Annotated in this window: 13 protein-coding genes; 7 read left to right on the top strand and 6 right to left on the bottom strand. The window is 61.9% G+C overall.

Annotated elements, in window-relative coordinates; translation table 11 throughout:
* Window positions 1-4 precede the first annotated feature (4 nt).
* Complete coding sequence (locus J7655_RS12440) at window positions 5-874, bottom strand: SDR family oxidoreductase (protein ID WP_230924716.1); 870 nt, start codon at window positions 872-874, stop codon at window positions 5-7.
* Between the two features lie 40 nt (window positions 875-914).
* On the bottom strand, window positions 915-2720 hold the full coding sequence (locus J7655_RS12435; RefSeq protein WP_230924715.1) for an acyclic terpene utilization AtuA family protein: 1806 nt from the start codon (window positions 2718-2720) through the stop codon (window positions 915-917).
* A gap of 221 nt (window positions 2721-2941) precedes the next feature.
* On the opposite strand from J7655_RS12435, the gene J7655_RS12430 reads away from it, so the two are divergent.
* From J7655_RS12430 to J7655_RS12420, 3 genes are all read left to right on the top strand, one after another.
* Window positions 2942-3565, top strand: a complete 624-nt coding sequence (locus tag J7655_RS12430; RefSeq protein WP_230924714.1) for a TetR/AcrR family transcriptional regulator — start codon at window positions 2942-2944, stop codon at window positions 3563-3565.
* Between the two features lie 111 nt (window positions 3566-3676).
* Complete coding sequence (locus tag J7655_RS12425) at window positions 3677-4441, top strand: substrate-binding periplasmic protein (RefSeq protein WP_230924713.1); 765 nt, start codon at window positions 3677-3679, stop codon at window positions 4439-4441.
* Between the two features lie 74 nt (window positions 4442-4515).
* Window positions 4516-5334 (top strand): substrate-binding periplasmic protein, encoded by an 819-nt coding sequence (locus tag J7655_RS12420; RefSeq protein WP_230924712.1) that lies wholly within the window; start codon window positions 4516-4518, stop codon window positions 5332-5334.
* Here the strand turns inward: J7655_RS12420 and J7655_RS12415 are convergent.
* Window positions 5285-6043, bottom strand: a complete 759-nt coding sequence (locus tag J7655_RS12415; protein WP_230924711.1) for a CPBP family intramembrane glutamic endopeptidase — start codon at window positions 6041-6043, stop codon at window positions 5285-5287. The genes J7655_RS12420 and J7655_RS12415 overlap by 50 nt on opposite strands.
* Before the next feature lie 204 nt (window positions 6044-6247).
* On the bottom strand, window positions 6248-6421 hold the full coding sequence (locus tag J7655_RS12410) for a DUF2897 family protein (protein WP_230924710.1): 174 nt from the start codon (window positions 6419-6421) through the stop codon (window positions 6248-6250).
* Between the two features lie 1351 nt (window positions 6422-7772).
* Between J7655_RS12410 and ltrA the strand changes: the two genes are divergently transcribed.
* The 4 genes from ltrA (at window position 7773) to J7655_RS12390 (ending at window position 12358) form a co-directional block, all read left to right on the top strand.
* Entirely contained in the window at window positions 7773-9512 is a 1740-nt protein-coding gene (ltrA, locus tag J7655_RS12405) for a group II intron reverse transcriptase/maturase (protein WP_230924709.1), read from the top strand.
* Window positions 9513-9667: 155 nt separating this feature from the next.
* Window positions 9668-10369 (top strand): orotidine-5'-phosphate decarboxylase, encoded by a 702-nt coding sequence (pyrF, locus tag J7655_RS12400; RefSeq protein ID WP_230924708.1) that lies wholly within the window; start codon window positions 9668-9670, stop codon window positions 10367-10369.
* 218 nt (window positions 10370-10587) lie between these two features.
* Window positions 10588-11349 carry an SDR family oxidoreductase gene (locus J7655_RS12395; protein ID WP_230924707.1) on the top strand — a complete coding sequence of 254 codons (762 nt, stop codon included), beginning with the start codon at window positions 10588-10590 and terminating at the stop codon, window positions 11347-11349.
* Window positions 11350-11461: 112 nt separating this feature from the next.
* Window positions 11462-12358, top strand: coding sequence for a bile acid:sodium symporter family protein (locus J7655_RS12390; protein WP_230924706.1), 897 nt, complete (start codon window positions 11462-11464; stop codon window positions 12356-12358).
* A 130-nt stretch (window positions 12359-12488) separates the two neighbouring features.
* On the opposite strand, the gene J7655_RS12385 is transcribed toward J7655_RS12390, so the two are convergent.
* Window positions 12489-13679 (bottom strand): benzoate/H(+) symporter BenE family transporter, encoded by a 1191-nt coding sequence (locus tag J7655_RS12385; protein ID WP_230924705.1) that lies wholly within the window; start codon window positions 13677-13679, stop codon window positions 12489-12491.
* Window positions 13679-14290 (bottom strand): LysE family translocator, encoded by a 612-nt coding sequence (locus J7655_RS12380; RefSeq protein ID WP_230924704.1) that lies wholly within the window; start codon window positions 14288-14290, stop codon window positions 13679-13681. Before J7655_RS12380 ends, J7655_RS12385 begins: the two co-directional genes overlap by 1 nt.
* Window positions 14291-14352 lie beyond the last annotated feature (62 nt).

Below are 14352 nucleotides of genomic sequence, written 5' to 3'. Positions count from 1 at the left end.
CGCCTTACTCCTGATCTTTCAGTACGTCGGGCACGTAGGCCCGGTGGAAACCGTTGTAGGATTCGCTGTTTTTCGCCTTGCCCAGAGTCCAGGCACGAGTGCCCTGGCTGGCGGCGCCATCGATGCGGATGGTGTTGCCGCTGATGAAGTTGGCGCCGGGGCTGAGCAGGAAAACGATGGCCGCCGCCACCTCGGACTCGGTGCCGATGCGTTGCAGCGGCACGTGATCCTTGAGGTTGCGGATCATGTTCTTCATCGACTCAGGGTAGGTGTCCATGCCGCTGGAGGCGATCCAGCCCGGCGCTACGGCGTTGACCCGCACACCGGCGTGGCCCCACTCGTAGGCGGCGGTCTTGGTGAAGTTCTCCATGCCGGCCCGCGCCGCCCCCGAATGGCCCATGCCGGGCATGCCGCCCCACATGTCGGCGAGCATGTTGACGATGCTGCCGCCGTGCTTGCTCATGCTCTGCAGGAAGACTTCCTTGGCCACCAGAAAGCCGCCCACCAGATTGGTGCGCACCACGGTCTCGAAGCCTTTCTGGTTGATGCCGATCAGCGGCGCGGGGAACTGGCCGCCAGCATTGTTCACAAGCTGGTGGATGCGCCCGCGTTCCCTGATCACCGCGCCGACCATGGCCTTCACGGCGTCTTCGTCACGGATGTCGCAGACCTGGAAGCTGGCGCTGCCACCGTCCTCGGTGATCTCGGCGCAGGTCTTCTCCAGCTTTTCCTGCTTGCGCCCGACCAGCACCACATGGGCGCCGAGGTGGGCCAACTCGTGGGCCACGCAGCGGCCGATGCCGCTGCCACCACCGGTGACCAGGATGGTCTGTTCATTGAACAGGCCAGGTTTGAATACGGAGTCGTAGCTCATTGTTCTTGTTGTCCTGAGTGATTGCGGTGCGCGTGGCGCGCTACGAGACGGTTGCAGTGTTCAGGCTGTCGGCCAGCGCCTTGGGCACCGGCACCGGGAACTCCAGCAACTGCTGGGCGAACGCCTTGCCCTGCGGGTCGATGCGCAGGCTGGCGACGCCACCACCGCCCAGCGCGTTCTCCAGCAGGAAGTTGAGGCCGTGGCAACCCGGCAGGTACCAGCGGCTGACGCGGCCCTGTTCGGCGTCCAGGGTATGCGCCATCCAGTTGGCCACGGCTTCGGGCGTCAACGCAGCAGCGATCCACGCCAGGTATTCGGGCTTTCTGGCCATCACGCCGATGTTGCTGTGGTTGCCCTTGTCGCCGGAGCGGGCCACGGCCAGGCGGATCAGCGGCACGGCGGCGTCGGCTTCACCCATGGGGACGGGCAGAGCGGCTGGTGCACGAAGTTGGGCCGGGTCGAAGGCATCGATCTGCGGCAGGGCGACCGGTTGGCGTTCGCCATCGATCTCGACGCTCAGGGCGCAGGCACTCTTGTCCACCAGGAAGCTGAACAGGCGGATCACCGGGTAGACGGTGGGGCGGCCGCCGACGATGCCGGTCAGGCCCGGTGCCATGCCGGTGGCAGCCTGGGCGATCTCGCGGGAGAAGAGGATCAGTGCCTCCTTCTTGGCATGCCGTGCGGCGATCTTCACCACCACTTCGCGGCTGTATTTGCGGTGAGCATGGACGCCATAGGTGGCTTCGCTGCCGAGCAGCTCGACGCTGACTTCCTGATAACGGCCCCAGCCGCGCTCGGCGAACAGCTCTTCGGTCTTGTTGATGATCGCCTGGCTGACCCGCTCGGCCTTGGCCACCGCATCGATACCGGCGAGCAGGAAGCTGGCGGTGCAGCGGAAACCGTCCGGGTGCGTGGCGCTGACCTTGTACTGGTCGGTGGGCGGCAGGCCGCGTGCGCCCCGCAGCTGCACGCGGTTGTCGCCGACCTGGCTCAGCTCGACAAGGGTGAAATCGCAGATCACGTCCGGCAGCAGATAGGCGCGCGGGTCGCCGATCTCGTAGAGCATCTGCTCGCCAACGGTAAAAGGCGTGACCAAGCCGCCGGAACCCTCCGGCTTGGTCACGACGAAACGGCCATCGCTCTCGACTTCGACGATGGGGAAGCCGATGTGCTCGTAATCCGGCACGTCGCGCCAGTCGGTGAAGTTGCCACCGGTGCACTGCGCGCCGCACTCGATGATGTGCCCGGCCAGTGCGGCCTGGGCCAGCTTGTCGTAGTCGCTCCAGGCCCAGCTGAATTCGTGCACCAGGGCGGCGCTGACCACGGCGCTGTCGACCACGCGGCCGGTGATGACGATGTCGGCGCCCTGTTCCAGCGCGGCGACGATGCCCGGTGCGCCGAGGTAGGCGTTGACCGAGACGCAGAAGGGCGGCAGCGCGGCGCCCGTGAACATCTCGCGGGTGCCGGCCTTGACCAGCTCGCCAAGCTTGGGTTGCAGGTTGTCACCGTGCAGTACGGCGATCTTCAGGTTCACCCCGGCCTGCTCGCAGGCGGCGCTCAGGGCGGCGGCGCAGGCCATCGGGTTGACCCCACCGGCGTTACTGATGACGCGGGTTTTCTTCGCTGCCAGTTCGCCGAGCAGCGGCGCGAGCACCTCGACGAAGTCACGGGCGTAGCCGTCATCCGGCTTCTTCATGCGGGCGCCGGCCATGATCGACATGGTGATCTCGGCCAGGTAGTCGAACACCAGGTAATCCAGTTCGGCGCCGCGAACCAGTTGGGCTGCAGCGGTGGAGGTATCGCCCCAGAAAGCGGAGGCGCAGCCGATGCGTACGGTTTTGGTCATTGGAATTGGCCCGTCACACATTGATAAGGTGAGTCGACATTACCAAGCAAGCGCTTGGTTGAAAAGTGGTGGAAGGCGACAAAACGGCCAAAAATGCGCCCAAGCGCTTGCTTGGTCATCGTCCGGCGCATACATTTCATCAAGTAAGACAAGCACTTGCCGGCAGCATGAAGAACTCATCAGAACAATTGCCGTGCAAGGCAATCAGGGGAGAAATCAGCGTGGATGAACACAGAGCCCAGGCCGTGATGCTGGAGTTGGTTGCCAGCGGCCAGGTGACCGACCCGGACAGCGCCCGTGGCAAGCTGTTACAGATGGCCGCCCACCTGTTCCGCAGCAAGGGCTATGAGCGCACCACGGTGCGTGACCTGGCCAGCGCTATTGGCATCCAGTCGGGCAGCATCTTTCATCACTTCAAAAGCAAGGACGAGATCCTGCGCGCGGTGATGGAGGAGACCATCATCTATAACACGGCGCTGATGCGTGCTGCGCTGGCCTCGGCACAGGGCACCCGTGAGCGTCTACTGGCGCTGATTCGTTGTGAGCTGCAGTCGATCATGGGCGGTACCGGTGAAGCCATGGCGGTGCTGGTCTACGAGTGGCGTTCGTTGTCCGAGCGGGGGCAGGCACAGATTCTGGCCTTGCGCGACACCTACGAGCAGCTTTGGCTGCAGGTGCTGGGCGAGGCGCGTGACGCCGGTTATTTCAAGGGTGATCCGTTCATCCAGCGGCGGTTTCTGACTGGTGCCTTGAGCTGGACCAATACCTGGTTTCGTCCGCAGGGGCCAATGAGCCTGGATCAGCTGGCGGAAGAGGCGCTGTCGCTGGTGTGCAAGGATATTTGAGCAAACTTGGCTAGGCTGATGGTGAGCGCCCGTTCTAGGGGCTCTGACACCGGGCTGCTTCGTATCGTGTGACGTGACGAGAGGTCGAGTTTGCGTGCGCTAGTGTTTTGCATGATGTGCTGCCTGTCGTTGCTGCATGTGCCGACTGCCATTGCCACGCAGGAGGTGCGCGTCGGTGGTTATCACTTTCCACCTTATGTAGAGCGGCCGGAATCATCGCAGCCGCAGGGGCTGGTGCCTGATTTGTTGCAGGCGCTCAACGCCACGCAGCAGCGCTATCGTTTCGTATTGGTACCGACCTCGGCTCCCCGGCGTTATCGCGACCTTGAGAACGGACGTTTCGATCTGATGTTCTTCGAGTCCAGTACCTGGGGTTGGCAGGGGCGCTCCTATCTGGCGCTGGATCTGAATGTCGATGATGCCGAGGTTTTCGTCGCCGCTGCCCAGCCAGGACGTGGCCAGGAATATTTCCAGGACCTGAGCGACAAGCGCATGGCGCTCTATCATGGCTATCACTACCGTTTCGCTGGCTTCAATGCCGACCCTGACCATCTCGTGCGTACCTACAACGCCATGCTGACCTACTCCCATGACAGCAACCTGTTAATGCTTTTGGCTCAGCGTGCCGATGTAGCCGTGGTTACGCGCTCCTACCTGCAGATGTTCCTCGATCGGCATCCGGCACTGGTGCCCGAATTCCTGGTTTCCGCGCAGGCGGATCAGCTTTATCACCACCAGATCCTGTTGCGACGTGGTGGGCCTCTGAAGCCTGCACAAATCGGCGAGCTGCTGCGGCAGTTAAAGGGCAGTGGCGAGTTTTCGAGGTTGCTTGATCGCTATCATCTGACCCTGATCGATAAGGAATCCGGGCGTTAGAAACCGTCTGTTCGGTCAAGGTCGGTTCGGGTAGGCTGGCGCACATCAGAAGACGGATTTTTCGGGGGCTCGCAATGCGTCATTCACGGTGCCTGATTCAAGGATGCGTGCTGGCCCTTGGGCTGCTGTCAGCCGTGCCCCTGTTTGCCGCCGAGCTGATCAAGGTGGGCGGCGCCTATTTTCCGCCTTATGTGGTCAAGTCCAATCTGCAGGAGTCGAGTGGCCTGCTGGCGCAGTTGCTCGAGGCGCTCAATCGGGAACAAAGCGATTACCAGTTCATCATGCTGCCTACGGCTGTCGTGCGTCGTTTCGACGATCTGCAGCGCGGGCGCATCGATATGGCCATTTTCGAGAATCCGCAATGGGGCTGGCAGGGCATCGATGCCGAGCCGGTCGACATGCAGCTCGAAGATGCCGAGTTGTTCGTGGCCAGGCGTGAGAACCTGCGTGATCAGGGTTACTTCGCCGCGTTAGAGGGCAAGCGGCTGGCGCTGTATCGCGGTTATCACTATGGCTTTGCCCAGTTCAACAGCGATCCTGACTTTCTCACCAGCACTTTCAATGCCTACCTCGGTCATTCGCATGACAGCAATCTGTTGATGGTGTTGCGCGGGCGCGCCGATGTTGCCTTGGTGACGCGCTCCAATCTCTACGATTTTCTGGCGCGTAATCAGGAATATGCGCCTCGATTGCTGATCTCCGAGCGTATCGATCAGGTTTATCGCCACCACGCGATGATTCGCGCGGGCGCGCCGATAACGCCTGAGCGCTTCGCCGCCCTGCTCGAACGTTTGCGCAGTAAGGGCGAGTTGCTGCGCATTTTTTCGCCTTACCGCATTGCCGTCACGTCAGCCGCAGCGGATAGCTCAGCAATAGGAAATGCAGGAGATTGACTGCTCCGTGCAGCGCTATGGCCAGGCTGAGACGACCGCTGTAGTGAAAGGCCAGACCATAGCCAAGGCCTGCACAGGCTGCCACTATGGCAAACAGCGGGCTGAAGGGCAGGTGGGCCGCACCGAACAGGCCTGCCGTCAGTAGCAATCCAGGCCACGTTCCCAAGTATCTGATCAGAGCCGGCTGCAACAGGCCACGAAACAGCAACTCCTCGGCCAATACCGCTACGCCGAGATTGATGGCCAGCCACAGCAGCAGCCCCTGCGGCCATTTGGGTTGCCAGGCGAGCAGGCCCAGCGCCATGGCCAGTAGCGGTACCAGCAGCAAGGTGGCGATGCAGGCCAGCCATGCACGCTGCGGAGAATTGGCGTCGCGGCGTGCCTGCCCCAGCCACCAGGCCAGCAGTGTGGTGGCCACTAGCAGTTTGTCCCAGGACAGGCGCAGGCCATAGGGCGCCGCATCGCTGCTGATCAGGCGCGGTGGCCACAGTTGCCAGGGGGTGAAACCGGGTATCAGGTGCGCTGCCAGACTGACGCTACTCAGCAGGATCAGTGCTAGCCAAAGCCCGTTCGGCAAGTGCCGTTCAGCGGCCAGTACCCATACAACGAAAAGGCCGCCGAACAGCAGGCCTGTGGGGGCAATGAAGCCCAGGCTGGTGCCAAGGGCCAGGGTTAGGGCCGGGAGCAGCAGGCGCAGGTGCAGGGGCATGATATGTCCTTGGCGAGGCTGCGCAGTCTGGGCGCTTCAGGAAAAATGCCTGCGCTTGGTGATGCTTGGTTGAAACCGGGCTGGAACCTCGGTGCGGTCAAATGCTCATTTACCGCGCCCGGGCGCGAGTGTGGGGCCAGACCCTTTCTTGCCTGTTTGTGCGCGGTCGTCATCATCTTCGCTCGACGACTTTTCGCACAAAACCTAGCGTTGGCGCTCGCGTTCGTCCTTGGCTTGTTGTTCGATGGCGCGCTGGCGCATGCGTGCGAGCTGCTCCTCACTCAGGGGCATTTTCTTGGCACTGCTGCGCAGGATCAGCAGGCTGCCGATTACCGAGCCGAACACCAGAGCCAGCAGCAACCAAACGTACCAGGGCATGGTAACTCCTTACGAGGGGGAGAATGTCAACCATAACCTGCGTATCGTACCTTGTCTTGTCTGGTTCACCTGAGGCCGCCGGCAGGCTGAGCTATGCATGACTGCATTGACCCGACAGGTGTTGATCGGATGCCTCGGCCGGCGCAGATCATTCGCCGCACAGAGCATGCTTAACCGATGTGGAGGCCATGCTGGCAGGGTGTGCAGAGCGTAAGGTGAGTGGGCGTGATGAGTGCCTTGCAGCCTTTCGCCCTGGCCAGTGTTCGCTGGCTTTGCGCTACAATGCCCGGCGTTGTGCGACACGTATGATCGCGTCGTGCTTGGTCTGGTTCATTGCACCATGGCTCCAAATCCTTTGCTATCAAGGGGTTAATGCCTAAAACAGCAATCAACATAACCAGCTCAGCCTGGGTTGATCTGCGCCTCGGGAGCATCGTGCTTCAACGGGGACAGGCAACAAAATGCACCATTTCACGCCTTCGTTGGGCCGTGGAATCGGTGCGAAAAGCAGGAAAGTCGCACTCTGATGCAATCGGGGTGTAACTAAATATGTCAGCCTAGAGGGTGAATCCGCCCTCTGGGCAAGGTTTCACTTCTCAACGTCTGGCATTGAGCCTTAATCACCGTCGTGAGACGTAGGTGGGAAGTGTTGTCCAAGCACGGAGCGTCAAGCTCCTAATCGCATTGCTCAGCCCGCTTACACAGGGGTACCGAGCCTGGCATGTACCTGCCAGTTCATTAGATCGGCATGCGTCAGGGGCCAACCCTGGGGTGTGAAGCCCGATTGACAATGTCTCGCTCGCAAGAGGGTGTTATCCGGTGACGGAGAGCTCCATGTGTCCGAATTGCACGGATGCGCCGAGGCTAATGACCCAACCCGCATGGCTAACCCATGTGAATCGTCGACAGACCCCCCGTGAGCATTGAGAGGCCTACGGCAATTATCGGCCTCAGCCAAAAGGCAACACAGTCGGTCATCACCGTAGCGTCTGGTGATGCGGTACCAAAACGACTGTCGGGGGAAAGACGAAGCCTAAACGGGGAATAGATGCGACTCGGGGAACGTGGCAATCCCGACCACTCGCCTGACCAGCAGCATGGTCAGGCAGGCAAACCGCAAGGGGCGCTGATGGGTGTGGGGAATGGGAGGATGCAAGAAGCGAATGGCTGCCTGTAATGGGTAGCATATCGGTTGAAACATCACCGGCAGGGGCAACCCTGGCTGACGTGCATCTGGTTTACGAGCGCAAGAAGAGCCGCTGATTCCAGCGATAACCAAACGACCCTATGGGCGACTACTGCCCATAGGGGAGTAGTCCGTCCTGAATGTCGTTCATCTCAGGAGGACTGTATGAAAACGCAACCAGCAACACCGGTCGCGTCTGCGCCCTTCGGCGGAGTGATGAATTGGCACGATCTCGATTGGGCCACCGTTCAGCAAGCCGTTCGGAAAACGCAGCTAAAGATTGCGCAGGCAACACAGGAAGGTAACTGGCGCAGGGTTAAACGCCTGCAACGGATGCTGACCTATTCGTTTTACGGCCGCTGTTTGGCTGTACGACGAGTCACGGAGAACCGGGGTCGTAAGACTCCGGGCGTCGATGGAGAAACCTGGGGATCGCCCCAGGCCAAGCTCCGTGCTGTGGGAAGTCTGTCGAAACAACGGGGTTATCGACCCAAACCGCTACGGCGGGTCTGGATACCGAAACCCGGTAAGCATGAGAGGCGCCCGCTGGGTATCCCGACGATGTTGGATCGGGCCATGCAGGCGCTGCATCTGCAAGCGTTGGAGCCTGTAATCGAAAGTACCAGCGATCCGAAGTCCTATGGATTTCGCCCGGATCGTTCGACTGCTGACGCAATGGTTGAGCTTTTCCACCTGCTGTCGTCGCAAACGGCGCCGGTCTGGATTCTGGAAGGCGACATCAAGGGCTTCTTCGACAACATCAACCACGAATGGCTGTGTCGGAATGTCCCGATGGACACGAAGGTACTGCGCAAGTGGTTAAAAGCCGGGGTTATCGACCGGCGACAACTCATGGCAACGGAAGCCGGGACGCCGCAGGGTGGAATTATTTCGCCCTGTCTGGCCAATGCCACTCTGAACGGTCTGGAAACTCAGTTGAAGCGCCATCTGGCGAAGAGGCTGGGGGTTGTGAAAGCCAAGAAGACCAAGGTGCAATGCGTTAGGTATGCGGACGACTTCGTGATCCTGGCAGCCTCGAAAGAGCTGTTGGAGGAAGAGGTCAAACCCTGGGTAGAACAATTCCTGTCAGTACGAGGGGTTGAGCTGTCCCGGGAGAAAACGCACATCACGCACATTCACCAGGGATTCGATTTCCTGGGGTGGAATTTCAGGAAGTACGTGCCGAAGTCACCACGCAGGAAAGCCAAGCTGCTGATCAAGCCCTCGAAGAAAAACGCTTCAGCGTTTTATCGGAAGGTGCGCGAGATCATCAAAGGCAGTGGGGCCATGACGCAGGAAGCGTTGATCGGCCAACTGAACCCGGTACTGAAGGGGTGGGCACAATACCACTCCCCGGTCGTGGCAAAACAAACCTTCAGCAGGCTGGATCATCTGATCTTTTGGCGAATCTGGAGGTGGGCGAAACGTAGGCATCCAAGGAAGTCGGCTGATTGGATCAGGAATAAATACTTCCGATCCATAGGCGGGCAGAACTGGGTGTTCGCGTACCCCTACAAGAATGGTAAGGGAGAAAAGCAGTACCGCCGGCTATACCAGTTGGCGGGAACCGCAATCGTGCGTCACAAGCGTCTGTCGGTGGATTACACCCCCTACGACGCGGAGCGCGAGCTGGAATGGGAGGCGCTGAGAGTCAAACGGATGCAGCACAAGCTGCGTTATCGGGGACAAATCCTCAGTCTCTTCCGCAGACAGCGGGGCCTATGTGCCTCGTGCGGGCAAGCGGTGAGCAAGGAAACTGGCTGGCACGACCATCACGTCATCAGGCGGGTGGACGGCGGGCCAGACACTCTGCAAAACCGTGTGCTGCTTCATCCCAACTGCCATGCGCTGGTTCATAGCCGGCGCCAAGAGACACCTCTACGGTTTAGCGGTTTAAAACTGTAGAATTCGACGCAACACTTCGTACGTTGCCGGCCAAGCTACTTGGTTTTTCGTAAGCTTGAGCCGTATGCGGTGAAAGCCGCACGTACGGTTCTTAGGGGGGGACGGGCCAGTAATGGCCTGTCCCTACCCGACTTTGTCCTGTTCGAGATTTGCTCATGCCCGCCTGCCAGACCCCGATCATCGTCGCCCTCGACTTTCCCAGCCGTGATGCCGCTCTGGCGTTGGCCGACCAGCTCGATCCGGCGTTGTGCCGGGTCAAGGTCGGCAAGGAGCTGTTCACCCGCAGTGGCCCGCAGGTGGTCGAGGCGCTGCAGGCCAAAGGATTCGAGCTGTTTCTCGATCTGAAATTTCATGACATCCCCAATACCACGGCGATGGCGGTCAAGGCCGCTGCGGAACTGGGCGTGTGGATGGTCAACGTGCACTGCTCCGGCGGCCTGCGCATGATGGCGGCCTGCCGTAATGAGCTGGACAAGCTGGCGGGCGCCAAGCCGTTGTTGATCGGCGTGACGGTGCTGACCAGCATGGAGCAGCAGGACCTGGCCGGTATCGGCCTGGATGTGCCGCCGCAGGAGCAAGTGCTGCGTCTGGCCGGGCTGGCCGCCGAGGCCGGGCTCGATGGCCTGGTCTGCTCGGCGCAGGAAGCGCAGGCGCTGAAGGTGGCGCAGCCGCGCCTGCAACTGGTGACGCCCGGCATTCGCCCGGCTGGTAGCAGCGCCGACGACCAGAAGCGCATCCTCACCCCGCGTCAGGCACTGGAGGCCAGCTCCGACTATCTGGTGATCGGTCGCCCCATCAGCCAGGCCGCCGATCCGGCGCAGGCGCTGGCTGCCGTGGTCGCCGAACTGCACGCCTGAGCCTTGTAGCCCGGATGAAATCTGGGGCGGTCTGGCATGCCGTCCTATCTTTCCCGGATTTCATCCGGGCTATCCGTTGATCGCGGCACCGCGCTGCTGGCGTCGTCATCAGCGCCCTGCATGACCCGCCACTCCAGAGTCTGATAGTGCTGCTCGCCGTCCGGCTTGCTGGCTAGACTCCTCGCCCATTCAACAGGAATCACTGCGAGGAAGCAGACATGAGCATGACGTTCTCCGGCCAGGTCGCCCTGGTCACCGGCGCTGCCGCCGGTATTGGCCGTGCCACCGCCCAGGCTTTCGCTGCCGAAGGGCTCAAGGTCGTGGTATCCGATGTGGATGTGGCTGGCGGTGAAGGCACCGTCGAGCTGATTCGTGCGGCCGGTGGCGAGGCCTGCTTCGTGCGCTGCGACGTGACCCGTGATGCCGAGGTCAAGGCGTTGATGGACGCCACCCTGGCGCAGTACGGCCGGCTGGACTATGCCTTCAACAATGCCGGTATCGAGATCGAACAGGGCAAGCTGGCCGACGGCAACGAGGCCGAGTTCGACGCCATCATGGGCGTCAACGTCAAGGGCGTATGGTTGTGCATGAAACACCAGATCCCGTTGCTGCTGGCCCAGGGCGGCGGCGCCATCGTCAACACCGCCTCGGTCGCCGGCCTGGGTGCCGCGCCGAAGATGAGCATCTATGCCGCTTCCAAACATGCGGTGATCGGCCTGAGCAAATCCGCAGCGGTGGAATATGCGAAGAAGAAAGTCCGCGTCAACGCCGTGTGCCCGGCGGTGATCGACACCGATATGTTTCGCCGCGCCTACGAGGCGGACCCGAAGAAGGCCGAGTTCGCTGCCGCCATGCACCCGGTCGGGCGTATCGGCACGGTCGAGGAAGTCGCCGCAGCAGTGCTCTATCTGTGCAGTGATCATGCGGCGTTCACCACTGGCCAGGCGCTGGCCGTAGACGGTGGTGCCACGGCGATCTAATAGCTCTGGCCCGGTAGTCTGCACGCAGTCTAAGGTTGGCTCGCAGGGCCACTGTCAGCAGTGGCTCTGACTCAGCACAATCACGACGGGTTCAACTGGAGCAATAACAATAATGACCGCCGATCCCTTGCTGACGTTTTTCCTGCCCGCTGCGCTGGGCATCATCATGCTCGGGCTTGGTCTGTCCCTGAGCCTGGCCGACTTCGCCCGCGTGGCCAAATTTCCCAAGCCGGTGCTGATCGGCCTGGCTTGCCAGCTGCTGCTGTTGCCGCTGGCGTGCTTTTTCCTGGCCAAATTGTTCGGTCTGGCGCCGGCACTGGCCGTCGGTCTGATGCTCTTGGCTGCCTCGCCGGGCGGCACCACGGCCAACCTCTACAGTCATCTGGCCCATGGCGACGTGGCGTTGAACATCACCCTCACCGCAGTCAACTCGGTGATCGCGATTCTGACCATGCCGCTGATCGTCAATCTGTCGCTGGCTTACTTCATGTCCGCCGATCAGGCCATTCCGCTGCAGTTCGCCAAGGTGGTGCAGGTGTTCGTCATCGTCCTGGGGCCGGTGGCCATTGGCATGTGGCTGCGCAGCCGTTTCCCCGGCTTCGCCGAGCGCATGCAGAAACCGGTGAAGATCATCTCGGCGCTGTTCTTGCTGCTGATCATCCTGCTGGCGGTGGCCAAGGACTGGCGTACCTTCGTCGATTACGCGCCGTCGGTAGGCGGCGCGGCGCTGGCCTTCAACCTGTTGAGCATGGCGGTGGGTTACTGCGTGCCCAGGCTGCTCAAGCTCAACCTGCGCCAGGCGATTGCCATCGCCATGGAGATCGGTATCCACAATGGCACCCTGGCCATCGCCCTGGCACTCAGCCCGGCGCTGCTGAACAACCCGACCATGGCCATTCCGGCCGCCATCTACAGCCTGATCATGTTCATCACGGCGGCGTTGTTCGGCTTGTGGGTCAACCGTGTGCATGGTGCAGAACTGGCCCACGACGCGGTGCCCGAACAGTAGGGTGCGCTGCGCGCACCGCATGCATACGCTGTCAGTCGTTGGTGCGCACGGCGCACCCTACCGCTCGTAGCCCGGATGCAATCCGGGGCGGCCTTGTAGAGCCCCGGATTGCTTCAGAGCTATGGGGTGGCTAGCGCTTGCCCCAGTTCAGCACGGCCAGGGTCAGAAGGCCGGCGACGATACCCCAGAAGGCCGAGCCGACACCGGCCAGGGTCATGCCCGAGGCGGTGACCAGGAAGGTGATCAGCGCCGCTTCGCGCTCGTTGGGTTCGCTCATGGCCTGGGTCAGGCCGCCGATGATCGAGGCGAACAACGCCAGTGCGGCGATGGAGAGGATCAACGCCGCCGGCAACGCGGCGAACAGCGAGGCCAGAGTGGCGCCGAAAATGCCGGCAATGGCGTAGAACACCCCGCACCAGACTGCTGCGGTGTAGCGCTTGCGCGGGTCTTCATGGGCTTCCGGGCCAGCGCAGATGGCGGCGCTGATCGCGGCCATGTGAATGCCGTGGCTGCCGAACGGCGCCATCAGGATCGACACCAGGCCGGTGCTGGTCAGCAGTGGTGAGGCCGGCACGTCGTAACCATTGGCGCGCAGCACCGCCATGCCCGGCAGGTTCTGCGAGGCCATGGCGACGATGAACAGCGGTATGCCGATACTGATGGCAGCGCCCAGGGAGAAGCTCGGCGTGGTCCACTCAGGCGTGGCCAGTTGCAGCTGGAAGCCAGTGAAGTCCAACAGGCCGAACATCCCGGCCAGCACGCTGCCGACAACCAGTGCCGAAAGCACCGAGTAGCGAGGCCATAGGCGCTTGCCGAGCAGGTAGGCGAGCAGCATGGCCACCACCAGAATCGGTTGTTGTTCGGCGGCCACGCAGATTTCCAGGCCGATCTTGAACAGCACACCGGCCAGCAGGGCGGCCGCGATAGAGGCAGGGATGCGGCGCATCAGGCGGTCGAAGGTGCCGGTCAGACCGATCAGCACGATCAGACCCGAGGCCAGGATGTAGGCGCCAATCGCCTCGCCATAGGACACCTGCGGCAAGCTGGTGATCAGCAGCGCCGCACCGGGCGTCGACCAGGCGATCATCACCGGCGCGCGATAGCGTAGCGAGAGCACGATGCAGCACAGCGCCATGCCGATCGACAGCGCCCAGATCCACGAGGAAATCTGCCCGGCGCTGAGGCCGGCCGCCTGGCCGGCCTGGAACATCAGCACCAGGGAGCTGGTATAGCCGGTGAGCATGGCGATGAATCCAGCGACCACGGCCGAGGTGGAGGTGTCCGCCAGTGGGCGCAGGCGGGAAGGGACGGCGTCTTGCATCAGAACATTCCAGTGTCGACGATGATGGGGTAAAGCGAGGCGACCAGCAGCAGCGCCATGCCGATGTTGAAGGTACGCAGCGCCCGCGGGTTGTCCAGCCACTTGCGCAGCATACTGCCGGCGACGGTCCACAGGCCCACGCTGGGGCAGTTGATCAGGGCGAACAGGGCGGCGATCAGCAGCACGTTGCTGAAGAAACCATCCTGCGGGGTATAGGTGGTGATGGCGCCGATGGCCATGATCCAGGCCTTGGGGTTGACCCACTGGAATGCCGCAGCCTGGAGAAAGGTGAAGGGTTTGGCGGCAGGGTTGTCACGGCCTTGCGGCGCGCCGGACTGGGCGATTTTCCAGGCCAGATAAAGCAGGTAGGCGGCGCCGACATAGCGCAGCACGTCATGCAGCAGCGGCAGCCGTTGGAACACCTGGCCCAGGCCCAGGCCTACGGCGGCCACCAGCAGCATGAAGCCCAGGCTGATGCCGAGCATGTGCGGAATGCTGCGGCGCACGCCGAAGTTCACCCCGGAGGCGAGCAGCATCATGTTGTTGGGGCCTGGCGTCACCGAGGTGACGAAGGCGAAGGCGATGAAGGCGAGCAGCAGTTCGGTGGACATGGTCGTTCTCCGGGGACTGGCAAAGCCTATTGCGCCACCGCAGCGGCGTCGCGGTACAGCCA

The organism is Pseudomonas wenzhouensis, assembly GCF_021029445.1.
In the GTDB taxonomy this organism is placed as follows: domain Bacteria; phylum Pseudomonadota; class Gammaproteobacteria; order Pseudomonadales; family Pseudomonadaceae; genus Aquipseudomonas; species Aquipseudomonas wenzhouensis.
Note: the sequence above shows the minus strand (reverse complement) of the source record. Positions and strands in the feature narration are given on the sequence as shown.